General features: G+C 57.0%; 17 protein-coding genes. 3 read left to right on the top strand and 14 right to left on the bottom strand.

Translation table 11 applies throughout. The annotated features are described in order from the left end of the window. Window positions 1-4: 4 nt before the first annotated feature. From JOE29_RS00675 to JOE29_RS00660, 4 genes are all read right to left on the bottom strand, one after another. Window positions 5-1,099: a polyamine ABC transporter substrate-binding protein gene (locus JOE29_RS00675; protein WP_044312442.1), complete on the bottom strand. Its 1,095-nt coding sequence runs from the start codon at window positions 1,097-1,099 to the stop codon at window positions 5-7. Window positions 1,100-1,270: 171 nt separating this feature from the next. Then, window positions 1,271-2,368 carry a polyamine ABC transporter substrate-binding protein gene (locus JOE29_RS00670; protein ID WP_044312441.1) on the bottom strand — a complete coding sequence of 366 codons (1,098 nt, stop codon included), beginning with the start codon at window positions 2,366-2,368 and terminating at the stop codon, window positions 1,271-1,273. Window positions 2,369-2,510: 142 nt separating this feature from the next. Then, window positions 2,511-3,875, bottom strand: a complete 1,365-nt coding sequence (locus JOE29_RS00665; RefSeq protein WP_210078705.1) for an aspartate aminotransferase family protein — start codon at window positions 3,873-3,875, stop codon at window positions 2,511-2,513. Window positions 3,876-3,943: 68 nt separating this feature from the next. Then, window positions 3,944-5,302: a glutamine synthetase family protein gene (locus JOE29_RS00660; RefSeq protein WP_004415470.1), complete on the bottom strand. Its 1,359-nt coding sequence runs from the start codon at window positions 5,300-5,302 to the stop codon at window positions 3,944-3,946. 594 nt (window positions 5,303-5,896) lie between these two features. On the opposite strand from JOE29_RS00660, the gene JOE29_RS00655 reads away from it, so the two are divergent. Together JOE29_RS00655 and JOE29_RS00650 are read left to right on the top strand one after the other, a co-directional pair. Beyond that, window positions 5,897-7,273 (top strand): glutamine synthetase family protein, encoded by a 1,377-nt coding sequence (locus JOE29_RS00655; protein WP_003413528.1) that lies wholly within the window; start codon window positions 5,897-5,899, stop codon window positions 7,271-7,273. Between the two features lie 183 nt (window positions 7,274-7,456). Then, complete coding sequence (locus JOE29_RS00650; protein WP_010406564.1) at window positions 7,457-8,089, top strand: TetR/AcrR family transcriptional regulator; 633 nt, start codon at window positions 7,457-7,459, stop codon at window positions 8,087-8,089. A 3-nt stretch (window positions 8,090-8,092) separates the two neighbouring features. Here JOE29_RS00650 and JOE29_RS00645 read toward each other — a convergent pair whose 3' ends face one another. The 8 genes from JOE29_RS00645 to JOE29_RS00610 form a co-directional block, all read right to left on the bottom strand. After that, the gene (locus JOE29_RS00645) at window positions 8,093-8,473 is read right to left on the bottom strand and encodes a hypothetical protein (RefSeq protein ID WP_143521095.1); all 381 of its coding nucleotides are present in this window, start codon (window positions 8,471-8,473) and stop codon (window positions 8,093-8,095) included. 305 nt (window positions 8,474-8,778) lie between these two features. After that, on the bottom strand, window positions 8,779-8,994 hold the full coding sequence (locus JOE29_RS00640) for a TOBE domain-containing protein (protein WP_002555770.1): 216 nt from the start codon (window positions 8,992-8,994) through the stop codon (window positions 8,779-8,781). A gap of 26 nt (window positions 8,995-9,020) precedes the next feature. Next, on the bottom strand, window positions 9,021-9,833 hold the full coding sequence (gene ssuB, locus JOE29_RS00635) for an aliphatic sulfonates ABC transporter ATP-binding protein (protein WP_003427335.1): 813 nt from the start codon (window positions 9,831-9,833) through the stop codon (window positions 9,021-9,023). After that, complete coding sequence (ssuC, locus tag JOE29_RS00630) at window positions 9,830-10,627, bottom strand: aliphatic sulfonate ABC transporter permease SsuC (RefSeq protein ID WP_003394402.1); 798 nt, start codon at window positions 10,625-10,627, stop codon at window positions 9,830-9,832. Before ssuC ends, ssuB begins: the two co-directional genes overlap by 4 nt. 28 nt (window positions 10,628-10,655) lie before the next feature. Then, window positions 10,656-11,621, bottom strand: a complete 966-nt coding sequence (locus tag JOE29_RS00625) for a sulfonate ABC transporter substrate-binding protein (RefSeq protein WP_003342194.1) — start codon at window positions 11,619-11,621, stop codon at window positions 10,656-10,658. Window positions 11,622-11,975: 354 nt separating this feature from the next. Then, the gene (locus JOE29_RS00620; RefSeq protein WP_003342196.1) at window positions 11,976-12,614 is read right to left on the bottom strand and encodes a peroxiredoxin; all 639 of its coding nucleotides are present in this window, start codon (window positions 12,612-12,614) and stop codon (window positions 11,976-11,978) included. A 169-nt stretch (window positions 12,615-12,783) separates the two neighbouring features. Further along, the gene (locus tag JOE29_RS00615) at window positions 12,784-14,142 is read right to left on the bottom strand and encodes an OprD family porin (protein ID WP_003342199.1); all 1,359 of its coding nucleotides are present in this window, start codon (window positions 14,140-14,142) and stop codon (window positions 12,784-12,786) included. A 1,022-nt stretch (window positions 14,143-15,164) separates the two neighbouring features. Next, window positions 15,165-15,605, bottom strand: coding sequence for a hypothetical protein (locus JOE29_RS00610; protein ID WP_003427333.1), 441 nt, complete (start codon window positions 15,603-15,605; stop codon window positions 15,165-15,167). Here JOE29_RS00610 and trmL point away from each other — a divergent pair. Further along, the gene (trmL, locus tag JOE29_RS00605) at window positions 15,604-16,059 is read left to right on the top strand and encodes a tRNA (uridine(34)/cytosine(34)/5-carboxymethylaminomethyluridine(34)-2'-O)-methyltransferase TrmL (RefSeq protein ID WP_099314739.1); all 456 of its coding nucleotides are present in this window, start codon (window positions 15,604-15,606) and stop codon (window positions 16,057-16,059) included. The genes JOE29_RS00610 and trmL overlap by 2 nt on opposite strands. A 61-nt stretch (window positions 16,060-16,120) precedes the next feature. Here the strand turns inward: trmL and secB are convergent, their stop codons facing one another. Further along, window positions 16,121-16,609, bottom strand: coding sequence for a protein-export chaperone SecB (gene secB, locus JOE29_RS00600; protein WP_003372189.1), 489 nt, complete (start codon window positions 16,607-16,609; stop codon window positions 16,121-16,123). A gap of 40 nt (window positions 16,610-16,649) precedes the next feature. Beyond that, on the bottom strand, window positions 16,650-16,901 hold the full coding sequence (grxC, locus tag JOE29_RS00595) for a glutaredoxin 3 (protein WP_002551467.1): 252 nt from the start codon (window positions 16,899-16,901) through the stop codon (window positions 16,650-16,652). Window positions 16,902-16,903: the final 2 nt, after the last annotated feature.

Genomic DNA, 16,903 nt, shown 5'->3' with positions numbered 1-16,903 from the left:
ATTTTTATTTGCCCGACTTGACCTTGGTCCAGCTGCGGGTCATCAGACGTTGCACCTTGGGTGGCAACTCGCTGTTCACGAACAGGCGGTCCAGCACTTCCTGAGGCGGATAGACCGCTTCATCGGTACGGATGCTCTGGTCCATGAACTCGCCGGAGGCGGGATTGGGGTTGGCGTAGCCGACTTCATCGCTGACCTTGGCGATCACCTTGGGGTCGAGCATGTAGTTGATGAAGGCACTGGCCGCCTTGATGTTCTTCGAGTCCGCCGGGATCGCCAGCATGTCGAACCACAGGTTACCGCCCTCTTTCGGAATGCTGTACGCGAGCTTCACGCCCTTGCCCGCTTCTTCTGCACGGGCCTTGGCCTGGAACACATCGCCCGAGAAACCTGCAGCAACGCAGATGTCGCCATTGGCCAGGTCGGTGATGTATTTGGACGAGTGGAAATAGGTCACGTAAGGACGAATCGCCAGCAGCTTGACTTCGGCCTTCTTGTAATCGGCTTCCTTGGTGCTGTTGGGGTCCAGCCCCATGTAGTTGAGCATGGCTGGCAGCATTTCATCGGCGGAATCAAGAAACGCTACGCCGCAACTGGACAGCTTCTTGATGTTCTCCGGCTCGAACAGCACGGCCCAGGAGTCGATCTTGTCGACGCCCAGTGCCGCCTTGACCTTCTCGACGTTGTAACCGATGCCGTTGGTACCCCACAGGTACGGTACGGCGTACTGGTTACCCGGATCGTTCTTCTCCAGACGCTTGAGCAGCGCCGGGTCGAGATTCTTGTAGTTGGGCAGCAGCGACTTGTCGAGTTTCTGGAACGCACCGGCCTTGATCTGCTTGCCGAGGAAGTGATTGGACGGCACCACCACGTCATAGCCTGTGCGTCCGGCCAGCAGCTTGGCTTCCAGGGTTTCGTTGGAGTCGAACACGTCGTACATCGGCTTGATGCCGGTAGCGGCTTCGAAGTCGGCCAGGGTGGTCTTGCCGATGTAATCGGACCAGTTATAAATATGCACGGTGGACTCAGCCTGGGCACTGATCGACAGTGTCAGCCCGGCAGCCGCCAGCAAGGCTTTGGAAAGAATAGAAATAGACAAAGAATGAGTCCTTTTAACAGAGGGGCCTGAGCGCCGGAGGGCGTCCCGAAAACCAAACCGGCGCGCAACTTACCGTCTATGCGTCCAACCAGCAAAGGTTTAGGCGATATTCCTGTCTACTGGATGTTGCGCGGCCGAGGCTACGCAGCATCCACAGGTTTGATGACAGGCTTATTTACCCGATTTTATCTTGGTCCAGCTGCGGGTCATGATCCGCTGCGTGGCAGCAGGCAGATCAGCGATTGCATACAGTTTGGCCTGGACGTCGGCAGGTGGATAAACGCCAGGGTCACTGGTGATTTCCTTGTCGACCAGCGCCGTAGCCGCCGCGTTACCGTTCGGGAAGCGCACGGCGTTGGTGATCTCGGCCATGATTTCCGGCTTCATCAGGAAGGTCATGAACTTGTAGGCACCCTCGACGTTTTCGGCACCCTTGGGAATGGCGACCATGTCGTAGAAGCTGCCGGCGCCTTCTTTCGGAATGTTGTAAGCAACTTTGACCTTGCCACCGGCTTCGGCAGCGCGGGACTTGGCCTGATAGATATCACCCGAGTAGCCGACCGCTACACAGATGTTGCCGTTGGCCAGATCCGAGATGTACTTGGACGAGTGAAAATAGCCAATCGACGGACGAATCTTCAGGAACAACGCTTCAGCTTCGGCGAGCTGCTTCTTGTCCTGAGAGTCGGTCGGGTAGCCCAGGTAATGCAGGGCGATCGGCAGCATTTCGGTTGGAGAATCGAGGAAGCTGATGCCGCACGACTTCAGCTTGGCAGCGTTCTCCGGCTTGAACAGCAGGTCCCAGGAATTGACTGGCGCGTCAGCACCCAGGGCGGCCTTGACCTTGTCCGGGTTGATGCCGATACCGATCGAACCCCACATGTACGGGAATGCGTGCTTGTTATCCGGGTCGCTGACCGACACGGCCTTGAGCAGCGACTCGTTGAGGTTCTTCCAGTTCGGCAGCTTGGACTTGTCCAGCTCCTGATAAACGCCGGCCTTGATCTGCTTGGCCAGGAAGTTGTTGGACGGCACGACGATGTCATAGCCGGATTTGCCCGCGAGCAATTTGGCTTCGAGCGTCTCGTTGCTGTCGAAAACGTCGTAGACCACCTTGATGCCCGATTCTTTCTCGAATTTGGCAACGGTGTCCGGCGCGATGTAATCGGACCAGTTATAGACGTGCAGCACTTTGTCATCGGCCTGCGCAGCAGTGGCCACAACGCCCATCAGTGACAGCGCGAGAAGGGTCTTGCCAAATTTTTTCATGCGTAGCTCCAATGTATTTTTATCACTGACCGTCAGTTAGCGGCGTGTAGCCATTAGTCTGGCAACTTCCTGGGCAGGCTTTCAAGCCGAAGCCCCTCAAACAATGCACATTGCGCTTGAATCGACGCTTTTTTTGGCATTTTCAGCCCTGCAACACCGCCAGCGTCAGATCCAGGCATTTGCGCGCCTTCTCTACCAGCTCATCAATTTGCGCAAAACTGATCACCAGCGGTGGCGCAATGATCATGGTATCGCCCACAGCCCGCATGATCAGGCCATTGTCGAAGCAGAAGGTTCGACAGATCATTCCCGCGCCCTTGTCGGTATAGCGCTCGCGGGTGGCCTTGTCCTTCACCAGTTCAATGGCCCCGAGCAGCCCGACACCGCGGACTTCGCCCACCAGCGGATGATCGCTCAACTCACGCAAACGCTTTTGCAAATACGGTGCCGTTTCCGACTTGACCCGTTCGACGATCTTCTCTTCGCGCAGGATACGGATGTTCTCCAGCGCCACCGCGGCAGCCACCGGGTGCCCGGAGTAGGTAAAGCCATGATTGAAATCGCCGCCCTCATTGAGCACCGCGACGATTTCATCGCGCACGATCAGGCCGCCCATCGGCACGTAACCGGAGGTCAGTCCTTTGGCGATGGTTATCATGTCCGGCTTGAGGCCATAGAAATCGCTACCGAACCACTCACTGGTACGCCCGAAGCCACAAATCACTTCATCGGCGGCGAACAGGATGTCGTAGCGGGAGAGGATTTCCTTGATCTTCGGCCAGTAGGAATCAGGTGGGACGATCACACCGCCTGCGCCCTGGATCGGCTCGGCAATGAACGCACCGACGTTCTCGACGCCCAGCTCGAGAATTTTCTTCTCCAGTTGCTCGGCAGCCCAGATGCCGAACTCGTCCGGCGTCATGTCGCCGCCTTCGCCGAACCAGTAGGGCTGGGGAATGTGCACCACCCCCGGAATCGGCAGATCGCCTTGCTCGTGCATGTACGTCATGCCACCCAGACTGGCACCGGCGACGGTGGAGCCGTGGTAGCCATTGACGCGGCTGATGATGGTTTTCTTGTTAGGCTGGCCTTTCAGCGCCCAGTAATGACGAACCATGCGCAGCATCGTGTCATTGCCTTCAGAGCCAGAACCGGTAAAGAACACATGGTTCATGCCCTGCGGTGCAATCTCGGAAATGGCCTTGGCCAACTCCAGCACCGGCGGGTGGGCGGTCTGGAAAAACAGGTTGTAGTAAGGCAGCTCGCGCATCTGTTTGCTGGCTGCGTCGGCCAGTTCTTCGCGGCCATAACCGATGGCCACGCACCACAGCCCGGACATGCCATCGAGGATCTTGTTGCCCTCGCTGTCCCACAGATAAACGCCCTCGGCACGGGTGATGATGCGCGGGCCTTTCTCTTTCAATTGTTTGTAGTCGCTGAACGGTGCCAGGTGATGCTCGCTGCTCAGGGCCTGCCATTCGAGGGTTTGCGGGTTGTTGGCACTCATGCAGCACTTCCTTTGATCAGGTCAGTTGGCAGAGCGCCGCGCATCAACCGCAGCGGCGCTCTGCGTGATCAGACGGCGAAAAGCAGGAATTCCCGCTCCCACGAACTGATCACGCGCTTGAAGTTTTCATGCTCGGCGCGCTTGACCGCGACGTAACCGATGATGAATTTCTTGCCCAGGTATTTTTCGATGGTCTTGCTGTTTTCCATACGCTCCAGCGCGTCTTCGATGGTCAACGGCAGACGCAGATTGCGTCGCTCGTAACCCCGTCCGACCACTGGTGCGCTCGGGTTAATACCTTCGACCATGCCGATGAAGCCGCACAGCAGACTGGCGGCGATGGCCAGATAAGGGTTGGCATCCGCGCCCGGCAGACGGTTTTCCACGCGACGGTTCTGCGGCACGGCATCCGGCACACGCAGGCCGACGGTGCGATTTTCTTCGCCCCACTCGACATTCACTGGCGCCGAGGTGTCGGGCAGAAAGCGGCGGAACGAGTTGACGTTGGGCGCGAACAGCGGCAACAGCTCGGGGATGAACTTCTGCAGGCCACCGACGTGGTTCAGGAACAGCTCGCTCATGGTCCCGTCTTCGTTGGAGAAGATATTCTTGCCGGTCTCGATGTCGATGATGCTCTGGTGCAAGTGCATGGCACTGCCTGGCTCGCCGGTCATCGGCTTGGCCATGAAGGTCGCCGCGACATTGTGCTTGAGGGCGGCTTCGCGCATGGTGCGCTTGAACACCAGAATCTGATCGGCCAGCGACAGGGCATCACCGTGCCGGAAGTTGATCTCCATCTGCGCCGTGCCGTCCTCGTGGATCAGAGTGTCCAGGTCCAGGTTCTGCAGTTCGCACCAGTCATAGACGTCTTCGAACAGCGGATCGAACTCGTTGGCCGCTTCGATCGAAAACGACTGACGGCCCGTTTCAGGACGCCCGGAGCGCCCGATCGGCGGCTGTAGCGGGTAGTCAGGGTCGTCGCTACGCTTGGTCAGGTAAAACTCCATCTCCGGCGCCACGATGGGCTGCCAGCCCTGATCGGCATAGAGCTTGAGAACCTTCTTCAGCACGTTGCGCGGCGACAGCTCGATGGGGTTGCCTTGCTTGTCGTAGGTGTCGTGGATCACCTGTGCAGTGGGCTCGACCGCCCAGGGCACCAGATACACCGCGTTCTGGTCGGGGCGGCAGATCATGTCGATGTCTGCCGGGTCCAGCAGCTCGTAGTAGATATCGTCCTCCACGTAGTCACCGGTCACCGTCTGCAACAGCACGCTTTCAGGCAGACGCATGCCTTTTTCAGCGATGAACTTGTTGGTCGGCGAGATCTTGCCGCGCGTGATCCCGGTGAGGTCGGACATCATGCATTCGACTTCGGTAATCTTGTGTTCTTTCAACCAATCGGTGAGCTGGTCGAGGTTGGTACTCATAAATACCTCAGGGTTTTATTGTCCTGATCGTGATCAGGCGTTCCAGACGCATCGGCGTCATGATGTACAACTCGTTTCGGCAGACGCCGAATAGGGGTAAGGTGACAGCTGCGGGGCCGGATTTCCAGACGGCCGCGGTCACACTGACGATGCCGTTATAGTGGTAATGTCCAGCGTTGAGCGTAGAGCAGACTGGCTTCGATAGCCGTTCAGGGATGTCGCAAAGTGTGGCAGCCCACCACGAGCACCGAGATCACAGGCATGATGGGCGCCGTACGGACTTGATAGTCGCGTGTCGACCAGGGAAAGGTGAAGCATGGGACCCCCGCTAGTGTTGCTCTACTGGGTTGCGATCGAGCTTAGCCTCGTTCATTTTTTTATACAACAAGCCGTTAAGAATAGAAGACAGGCCGCTCTAGCTCGTATTTAACAACGGTCAAAAACGGAATTAAACGCCCTAAATAGCAGCAAAAAAGGCCATTTGGCGCAGTTTTAGGGCAAAAAAAGGCTCTATTGACTTCATCATGGCTTTCGGATTGACTGAGATCCGCAATCATTGATGATTGATATTTTTAACAACAAAGGTGTTGCATCATGTCGGTACCCCCGCGTGCCGTTCAGCTTAACGAAGCGAACGCGTTCCTTAAGGAACATCCTGAGGTTCTGTACGTTGACCTTCTGATTGCAGATATGAATGGTGTGGTGCGTGGCAAACGCATCGAACGCACCAGCCTCCATAAGGTTTACGAGAAGGGCATCAACCTGCCTGCCTCTTTATTTGCTCTGGATATCAATGGCTCCACGGTGGAAAGCACCGGCCTGGGCCTGGACATCGGTGATGCTGACCGAATCTGTTATCCCATCCCCGACACCCTGTGCAACGAGCCATGGCAAAAGCGCCCTACTGCGCAATTGCTGATGACCATGCACGAACTCGAAGGCGATCCGTTTTTCGCCGACCCGCGTGAAGTATTGCGTCAGGTCGTCGCTAAATTCGACGAAATGGGCCTGACTATCTGCGCAGCGTTCGAGCTGGAGTTCTACCTGATCGATCAGGAGAACGTGAACGGTCGCCCACAACCGCCGCGCTCGCCGATCTCCGGCAAACGCCCGCATTCGACACAGGTCTACCTGATCGACGACCTCGACGAATACGTCGATTGCCTTCAGGACATCCTCGAAGGTGCGAAGGAACAAGGCATTCCTGCCGACGCCATCGTCAAGGAAAGCGCCCCGGCCCAGTTCGAAGTCAACCTGCATCACGTCGCCGACGCGATCAAGGCGTGCGATTACGCCGTATTGCTCAAGCGCCTGATCAAGAACATCGCCTACGATCACGAGATGGACACGACCTTCATGGCCAAGCCCTATCCGGGTCAGGCGGGTAATGGTCTGCACGTTCACATTTCGATTCTGGATCGCGACGGCAAGAACATCTTCACCAGCGAGGATCCCGAGCAGAACGCCGCATTGCGTCACGCAATCGGCGGTGTGCTCGAGACCCTGCCGGCACAAATGGCTTTCCTGTGCCCGAACGTCAATTCGTATCGACGGTTTGGTGCGCAGTTCTATGTGCCCAACTCGCCGACCTGGGGTCTGGATAACCGTACGGTCGCCGTTCGCGTACCGACCGGCACCGCCGATGCGGTACGTATCGAACACCGCGTTGCTGGTGCCGATGCCAACCCGTACCTGGTGATGGCTTCGGTCCTGGCGGGCGTGCACCACGGCCTGGTCAACAAGGTCGAGCCTGGCGCCCCGGTAGAAGGCAACTCGTACGAACAGCACGAACAAAGCCTGCCGAACAACCTGCGCGATGCATTGCGCGAGCTGGACGACAACCCGGTGATGGCCAAGTACATCGACCCGAAATACATCGACATCTTTGTGGCGTGTAAAGAGAGCGAGCTGGAAGAGTTCGAACACTCCATCTCCGACCTCGAGTACAACTGGTACCTGCATACGGTCTGATTGAGGCTGAGCAACACAAAACGCCGCAAAGCCTTTAGCTGTGCGGCGTTTTTGTTTGGTGTGTATCCCGACGCTTATCGTTCCTCACGCTCCAGCGTGGGAGCGATAATCGTTTGGCAACGACAGCGATTCATCCCGTTGTAATCCCTTACAATGCCCGCAGCCCAACCAAGAGCCACGCCCATGACCCGCGCCGCCACGCCTCGCAAACCTCAAGCACGTAGCCAGGCCAGAATCGATTCGATTCTCGACGCCGCGCGCACGCTGCTTGCCGAACAAGGCGTGGCCAGTCTGTCGATCTACAGCGTTGCCGAGCGAGCCGGCATTCCACCCTCGTCGGTGTACCACTTCTTCGCCAGCGTCCCCGCGCTGCTTGAAGCACTGACCGCCGACATCCACGCCGCCTTTCGCGCGTCGCTGCAGGCCCCCATCGATCACGACCAGCTTACCACCTGGCGCGACCTGTCACGCATCGTCGAGCTGCGCATGCTGGCCATCTACAACGCCGACGCCGCCGCTCGCCAATTGATCCTCGCCCAGCACGGCCTGACTGAAATCAACCAGGCCGACCGCCAGCACGACATTGAGCTGGGGCAGCTGATGCTTGAGGTATTTGATCGCCACTTCCAGTTGCCCGCACTGCCGGACGATGTCGACGTGTTTGCGCTGGCGATGGAACTGGGGGATCGGGTGTATGCGCGGTCGGTGCAGTTGCATGACGAGATCACACCGCGCATGGCTGAGGAAGGGATGCGGGTGTTTGATGCTTATTTGGGGTTGTATTTGCCGGTGTTTTTGGTGAAGAGAGCCGATTGAGAATTATGACCGAGTGGATTTATTTTTTTCTCTCGGGTTCTGTAGATACTTAGCCTGGTCCCTTTTTTCTCGCTTCAATGCTGTGACCTGATTTGCATAGGTGGTTGGATTATAATTATCAGTACCTTTAATACTGGACATATAATTTATCTTCGCTTGAAAATACTTAATTCTTGTAGCAAACGCTTCAGTTTCCAGCTTGCCATCAATATAGACAGGACTATCAGGCTTAGGCTTTTTAATACCAGCAGCTTTAAGTGCAGCATAATATTTTTGGCGTGCACTCCTCACGGCAGGATCTCTGCTGGCAAAGCCTGTTTGATAGCCTCCTCGTCTTCTACTCGGCCTCGATGAAGCTGCTTTACTACCATTGGATGGGGCCAACGAATTTAATTTTGTAGTTGAGCCTGCTGAAATGACATCGCCAATACCGCCCGATGAAGTTGTCGCGCTTGACGAAGCAATCGGCGAAGGGCTGGATAAAGTAGCGGGGAGCCAGACGGTCCAGCGGGTCGTAGCGATACGTGCATAGCACTGTCTGGTCGGGGGAGGTCATGGCAGTTGTTTCACATAGAACCAGCCGTCAGCATCCAGCAAAACCGATACGTCGCCTACCTCGCATAACTGCTAGGTAAAAAGCAAAAAAACCCGGAGGGTCAGGACCGTCCGGGGTGTTTTTTGCCCATCGTTTACAGCTTGGCGATGGAGACTTCAGTGGACTTCACGAAGGCGATGACTTCGCTGCCGACGACCAGCTCCAGCTCCTTGACCGAGCGGGTGGTGATGACCGAGGTCACGACGCCCGATGCGGTCTGTACGTCGATTTCCGACAGTACGTCGCCGTGGACGATTTCCTTGATGGTGCCTTTGAACTGGTTGCGAACGTTGATGGCTTTGATAGTCATGGCATGTCTTCCTTTGGGGATCAGGGTTAATTTGCCCAGCGCAATTGCGTAGGCAGTGGCGAAAACGGTTCCGGGTCAGGTGGCGAACCCGGCAGGGCCAGCACGCGGTTGAGCACTTCGGCCTCCAGCGCCGCGAGGCGATGCGAACCACGAACACGCGGGCGTGGCAGGTCGACCAGCAGATCGAGGCCGATCTGCCCTTCTTCGATCAGGATCACCCGGTCGGCAATGGCCACGGCCTCGCTGACGTCGTGGGTTACCAGCAACACCGTGAAACCATACTGGCCCCACAGTTTTTCGATCAGTTGCTGCATTTCGATCCGGGTCAGGGCATCCAGCGCGCCCAACGGCTCGTCGAGCAACAGCAGGCGCGGCTTGTGAATCAGCGCACGGGCCAGGGCAACGCGTTGCTTCTGGCCACCGGACAATGCGGCAGGCCATTCATTGGCGCGCTCGGCAAGGCCGACGGCCTCAAGCGCTTCAAGGGCCTGCGCCCGCCAGTCGCCGCTCAGGCCAAGGCCGACGTTGTCGATGATCTTTTTCCAGGGCAGCAAGCGCGCTTCCTGAAACATCAATCGCGTGTCTTCGCGGGCATCGTCCAATGGCGCAGAGCCTGCAAGTAGCTGGCCCTGCGTCGGTTTGTCGAGGCCGGCGAGCAGGCGCAACAGGGTGCTTTTGCCGCAACCGCTGCGGCCGACGATGGCGACAAACTGACCGGCAGGGATGTGCAGGTCGATGTCCTTGAGCACTTCGCGGGCGCCGAACGCTTTTTTCAGCTTGCGTACCGCCAGCGGGATGCCACGAAGCAAGTGTGGAGGTTGCTGTTTCAGACTGGTCATGCGGCACCGCCTTTGCTCACTTGATAGGCCGGGTGCCAGCGCAGGCAGACACGTTCCAGGCCTCGCGCCGCCAGATCGGCCAGCTTGCCGAGTACGGCGTACAACACAATGGCCAGCACCACGACGTCGGTCTGCAGAAATTCCCGTGCATTCATCGCCAGGTAGCCGATACCGGAGCTGGCGGAAATGGTTTCCGCGACGATCAGCGTCAGCCACATGAAGCCCAGCGCAAAGCGCACGCCGACCAGAATCGAAGGCATGGCGCCCGGCAGGATCACATGACGGAACAGGCTGAAACCTGACAGGCCGTAGCTGCGGGACATTTCTACCAGCGCCGGATCGATGTTGCGGATGCCGTGGTAGGTGTTCAGGTAAATCGGGAACAGAGTGCCCAGTGCGACCAGGAATATCTTGGCGGTCTCGTCGATGCCGAACCACAGGATGACCAGCGGAATCAGCGCCAGGTGCGGCACGTTGCGAATCATCTGCACCGAGCTGTCCAGCAGACGCTCACCCCATTTGCTCAGGCCGGTGATGAAGCCCAGCGCCAGACCGATGCCGCCGCCAATGGCAAAACCGATCCCGGCACGCCAGCCGCTGATCGCCAGATGCGTCCAGATTTCGCCGCTGGCGACCAGGTTTATGCCCGCTTCGATGACCGCGCTGGGTGCGGGCAGAATGCGTGTGGATAACCAGCCGGCGCTGACTGACAGCTGCCAGACTGCCAACAACAGGACTGGAAGTGCCCAGGGCGCCAGTCGGTGAATGATGCGTTGCGAAGCACTGAGGCTCATGGAGTTGTCTCCTCGAAGGGCCTGACGATCACTGTGCTTGAGCAACAGCAGCAGGAGGTGTCCAGACCACATCAGCAATGCTGAGCGGCTTCGGAATCAGCTTGAGCTGGTAGAAGGTGTCAGCGATTTTCTGCTGTGCTGCCACCACCGGCGGGGTAAGGAACTGCGCGCCGTAGCCCTGCCGCTTCACTGAAGTCAGGGTGATGTCGGCCGGCAGCCCCAGCAACGGCGCGACCTGTTGGGTCACTTCATCGGGATTGGCCTTGGACCACTCGCCCACCGCTCGGACCTCTTCGACCAGCGCCTGAATCACCTTAGGGTTTTTCTGCGCGTACGGCTTGGTGGCGAGATAGAACTGATGGTTGTCGACAATGCCGGTGCCGTCTTTCAGGGTTCGCGCCTGCAATTGCTTTTCAGCAGCGGCCTGGTACGGGTCCCAGATGACCCAGGCATCCACACTGCCGCGCTCGAAAGCGGCACGCGCATCGGCCGGAGGCAGGAAGACGGTCTGGATATCGGTGTATTTCAGACCCGCATCTTCCAGCGCCTTGACCAGCAGGTAATGGACGTTCGAGCCCTTATTGAGGACGACTTTCTTGCCCTTCAGGTCTTTGACCGAAGTAATCGGGGAGTCTTTGGGAACCAGGATGGCTTCACTGGTCGGTGCTGGCGGCTCGTACGCCACATACAGCAGGTCCGCGCCCGCGGCCTGAGCGAAGACCGGCGGCGTTTCGCCTGTTACGCCGAAGTCGATAGAACCGACGTTCAGGCCTTCAAGCAACTGAGGGCCACCGGGGAACTCGGTCCACTGGACTTTAACGCCCTGCTCGGCCAGGCGTTTTTCCAGCGAGCCCTTGGCCTTGAGCAGCACCAGCGTGCCGTACTTCTGGTAACCGATGCGCAGATCTTCCGCCTGAGCCTGAGTGACCGCACCAAGAGCGACCGCAGCAGCAAACAGCGCGACAAGGCTTCGACGCAAAATGACAGTGCGCATATGCGCTCCTTTACCTATTTGGGGTGGTCCCCTGCTCGACCGCTGAGGAACGAGCAAGGTGGGAATAGGCACGACATTAACAGCCCTTTTTTATATCTATAAATCTTATTTATTCATTTAGTTATTCCATAAATGAATATAAAGAAAATGCCGTTGCCTGCACCCTCCGGACCTGTGACGCAAAGCGTCACGACATGCATTCCCACGCTGGAGCGTGCGGAACGATAATCTCGACTATCGTGCCCATGCTCCGCGTCCGCGATTGATAAAGCGACGCAGCAGGCGGCTATGAGGAAGGAATAAAAAAGGGCCGATAGATCGGCCCGAATAACCCCACGCTTGGTAGATCGGAAATCAGCGGTTTGGCTGTGGTGTCAGGCGCAGATAAGGCGTGACCGCTTTATAGCCCTTGGGAAAGCGTTGTTTGATCTCGGCTTCATCCTTGATCGACGGCACGATCACTACGTCATCGCCGTCCACCCAGTTGGCGGGCGTGGCAACCTTGTAGTTGTCGGTTAATTGCAGGGAGTCGATGACGCGCAGAATCTCGTGGAAGTTACGCCCGGTGCTGGCCGGATAGGTAATGGTCAGACGCACCTTCTTGTTCGGATCGATCACGAACAGCGAGCGCACAGTCAGCGTGTCGTTGGCATTGGGGTGAATCAGGTCGTACAGGTCGGAAACTTTGCGATCAGCGTCGGCAAGAATCGGGAAGTTGACCAGGGTGTTTTGCGTGGTGTTGATGTCGTCGATCCACTTGATGTGCGAATCGACAGGGTCCACCGACAGCGCAATGGCTTTCACGCCGCGCTTGGCGAACTCCTCTTTCAGTTTGGCAGTGAAGCCCAGCTCTGTGGTGCACACCGGCGTGAAGTCAGCCGGATGAGAGAACAGCACACCCCAGCTGTCGCCGAGCCACTCATGAAAACGTATACGCCCCTCACTGGATTCCTGCTCGAAATCAGGGGCGATGTCGCCAAGTCGCAGTGTCATGGTGTTGCTCCTTGTCTGTATCGGGTAGGCCTTGGTATAGCACTACTGTGCGCCCTGTCGAGAGAAGTTAAAAAGAATAAATAATGCGCCCAATAGACCTGTCAGGAATATCAAAAAACAGGCAAAAGAAACCCCGCACGGGGCGGGGTTCCTTTAAGCCTCAATGCACTTACATGAAGTTGTAGGTGTAGTTGAAGATCAGACGGGTTTGGTCGGTGTTGGTCGAGTTGTTCAGGTCGCCATCGGCACGGTAAGTACCGTGACGCAGGGTGGTGCCGAAACCTTTCATCGGACCGCTCTGGATCACGTAGTCAACACGCATGTCGGTTTCCCACTCGGAGTATTCTTCTTTACCGGTAGTGCGATCACGAATGTCGTCTGCGTGCAGGTAAGCGATGGCTGCTTTCAGGCCTGGAACACCCACCTTGGCGAAGTCATACGAGTACTGACCGAACGTGGTGTTTTCACCCGCGCGGTTGAAGCCGTTGATCATCGAGTCAGTGAACAGGTAGAAGCTCGAACCGCCGTTGCCTTCAAGACTCGAAGTGCTGGTGCCGTTCTTGGTGACGTTGCCCTGGTTCAGGAAAACCATGCCGCCGTCATCGCCAATCTGCTGATGGCCAACCATGAACGCATGGCCGCCCAGGGCGTAGGTGAACATGGCGGACCAGGTGGAGTTATCCACTTCGCCAGCGTTCTTGGCATAACCGTTGTTGTTGTTGAAACGGTAGCCGGTTGCTGCGTCGCTGTTCTTGCCGTCAGAGCTGCTGTTGAAATAACGCAGGTCAGTCTTGAAGGACTGGTTGGCGTCGATTTGGTAAACGTGCACCAAACCGAGGAAGTGTTGCTTGTAGAAGTCTTCCAGATTTGCGTAGTAGTACTGCAGGGTCAGGTCTTTGGTGACTTTCCAGTCAGCACCGGCGAAGCGGAACTGATCGGCAGTCTCGGAAGCGCCGGCAATGGACAGGTCAGTCCAGTTGCTCGAAGCACGGCCGATGGATTTGTTCAGCTGACCGGCAGTGAAGGTGACGTTGTCCAGATCCTTGGAAGTCAGGATGCCGCCCTGGAAAGCCTGAGGCAGAAGACGACCGTCGTTGCTGACCAGAATTGGCAGGTTAGGTGCCAATGCGTTACCGACTTTCAGCTCGGTTTTCGAGAAGCGTACCTTGCCGTTGGCGCCCAGACGGCTCCACTCGCTGACAGCAGAACCGTCGCTGTCGGTAGGCAGAATGCCGCCGTTCGCTGCAGGACCGTGGTTGCCACGGCCGCCATCAAGGTGAACACCGACCAATCCCTGGACGTCCAGACCAAAACCGACAGTACCCTGAGTGAAGCCCGACAGGTAGTCGAATTTCAGGCCAGTGGCCGTCTCACGGTTGTTGTGAGTAGTGCCTTCGCGGAAATCGTTGTCAAAATACAGGGTACGAGAACTGACGGACGCTTTACTGTCTTCCAGGAAACCAGCTGCGCTGGCCTGCTGAGCCAATACACCAACGGTGACGGCCAAAGCCAGGGTGGACTTCTTCATTACTACGCTCCTCGTGAATCTAATTTTTTATATCCATGGTGCCGGGCTTGGCCCTGACCCACGGATTAGCGATAGGCGACAGTCCCGATCCGAGATCAATGGATTCTGTTCGCCCTGACTTTTGACTAGACCGCTTTGGTCGATGCCAACACGTCGGTGCAATGCTTTTATGCGCTGAAGAAACCGTTGCTGGAATCTTGAGAACATCCAGTCATTTGTCACAACTCGTGTCAGCAAAGACGTCACGGAGTGTATCGACCTGACTACCCATTTCCCAAAACTTATTTTGGTACCGTTCGTCAGATCTATCGTTTTCGTGCCCCCGACCGGAAAAATGCCCCTTCACCGGTCTCGATCTCCGCCAGCAGAGTGCTGATGCAAAACTGGCGAAAGCCTTGTATTACGGGAACTTCGGGGAGATTAGTCAGTTAATGTGACAGTTGTCATCACTTTGACGGCGCGCCTTGTTCAAGCACAAAAAATTTTTTTCACTTTGCTTTTTTGGGCCATTTTCAAGCGATTTTCGGCCTTCAGAGCCGTCCTTCACTGTAGTCCATGTGAACAAAAAGGCAATTCTGGTGTCGGGCACCATGGCAGCCAGCCGATTGGCCAATGCGCAAACGGCTCATTTGTGCACGTGAGGGGCACCGATCCATCATCGAGTTCGGATGGACGAGTGCATCAGTATGGGTTTCTGCACGCTAGTGGTGCGCAAATTGAGTGCGCTTCTGGAAAACCGGAAGGCTGGAACGTGTACTGCGTTATCAAGGATGAACGACGCGGCACTACAACTCCGCTCTATAGCCAAATCACTTCCGGCACACGAGCAACATGTATAAATATTTATAATTCAAAGAGTTATGAGTTTCAGGAATAAAGCATGGCCTCACGCAGTGAGGATCCGCTTCTCACGCGAATACGTTTTTTCTGAAACGATTTGAAAACTGGCACGCCCCCTGCAACAGGTATTACATCACCAGTTTTGGGGACCTTGGTACAGGCAGGCCGGGGATTCCCCTCTTTTATTCCTCCCGGAGACTGACCTCCAGTCTCCAGCGCCCGTCCACCTTCTCAGTGCGCCAGTCGCCGTGAAGCGGACGGGCTGCCAGGAGCGTCAGCACCAACCCCTTCTCTCCTCGTTCCACCTTCCAGCGCGCAACCCGATTGTCGAACCTCAGTTGGCCCGTCCACGGCTGTCCTGACGCATCGACGTTGACTACCACTGCACCATCGACTGTCGCGCCGCGATACTTCGGTTCTTCGTTGAACCAGAGCGCCAGACCGGCAGGCAATTCTTCGATCTGCTCCAGCTCGACCGGATCAGGCTGCTGCAGGCGGCCGATAATGGTGCCCACGGTAAACCCGACAATCGCCATGGAACCAAGAACACGCGGCCATAGCTTCGGCCTCGGGTCCTCTTCAAGGGTAGAATGCATCCCGTCCTTTCGTTCGGAGCCGTGCATGTTTCACGTCATCCTTTTTCAACCAGAAATTCCGCCGAATACCGGCAATGTCATCAGGCTATGCGCCAACAGTGGCTGCACCCTGCATTTGATCGAACCCTTGGGTTTCGAGCTGGACGACAAGCGCTTGCGCCGTGCCGGGCTCGATTATCACGAGTATGCCACGCTGCAGACACATGCTGACCTGGCAAGCTGTCTGGAGAAGATAGGCAACCCGAGGTTGTTTGCCTTCACCACCAAAGGCTCTCGGCCTTTTCATGATGCGCGCTTTGAGCCAGGCGATGCCTTTCTGTTCGGTCCGGAGAGCCGTGGCCTGCCCGCCGATATTCTCGACTCGCTGAGCAGCGAGCATCGCCTGCGGCTGCCCATGCGTGAGGGCTGCCGCAGCTTGAACCTGTCCAACACGGTGGCCGTGGCTGTCTATGAAGCATGGCGTCAGCACGGTTTTGCCTAGACCGAGCGGCCATGCACAAAAAAGCGCCCCGAAAGGCGCTTTTTGTTTGCAGCGGTAACGCTTACTGAACAGTCGGCGTTTCGCCAGCTTCCTGCATGCGCTGCAGTTCTTGCGCGTACAGGGCGTCGAAGTTCACCGGAGCCAGCATCAGCGCAGGGAACGAGCCACGTACGACCAGGTTGTCGATGGCTTCACGAGCGTAAGGGAACAGGATGTTCGGGCAGAACGCACCGAGGGTGTGGCTCATTGCGCCGTCGTCCAGGCCCTTGATCAGGAAGATACCGGCTTGTTGCACTTCAACGATGAAGGCAACTTCGTCGCCATTGTTGACGGTCACGGACAGGGTCAGTACGACTTCGTAGAAATCGCCTTCCAGCTGCTTCTGACGGGTATTGAGGTCCAGGCTGACGGTCGGCGTCCACTCCTGGCGGAAGATCGCCGGGCTTTTTGGCGCTTCGAACGACAGGTCGCGAACGTAGATACGCTGCAGGGAGAATTGTGGGCCGTTTTCTTCGTTGGCAACGGCGTCGTTGTTCGGTTGATCGGTCATCTCGGATCCTTGTCAGATTAGGCTGAAAGATTAAGGGGTATCAGGCCAGCAGCGCATCGAGCTTGCCGGCACGCTCCAGAGCAAACAGGTCATCGCAGCCGCCCACGTGGGTCGAGCCGATCCAGATTTGCGGTACGGAAGTACGACCGGCCTTCTTGGTCATTTCGGCACGCAGCTGCGGCTTGCCGTCGACCCGGATTTCCTCGAAGGCCACGCTCTTGCTCTGCAGAAGCTGTTTGGCACGTATGCAATACGGGCAGTAGTCGCTGGAATAGACTATGACTTGAGCCATGT

This window comes from Pseudomonas sp. PvP009 (assembly GCF_017832995.1).
Classification (GTDB): Bacteria; Pseudomonadota; Gammaproteobacteria; order Pseudomonadales; family Pseudomonadaceae; genus Aquipseudomonas; species Aquipseudomonas syringae.
Note: the sequence above shows the minus strand (reverse complement) of the source record. Positions and strands in the feature narration are given on the sequence as shown.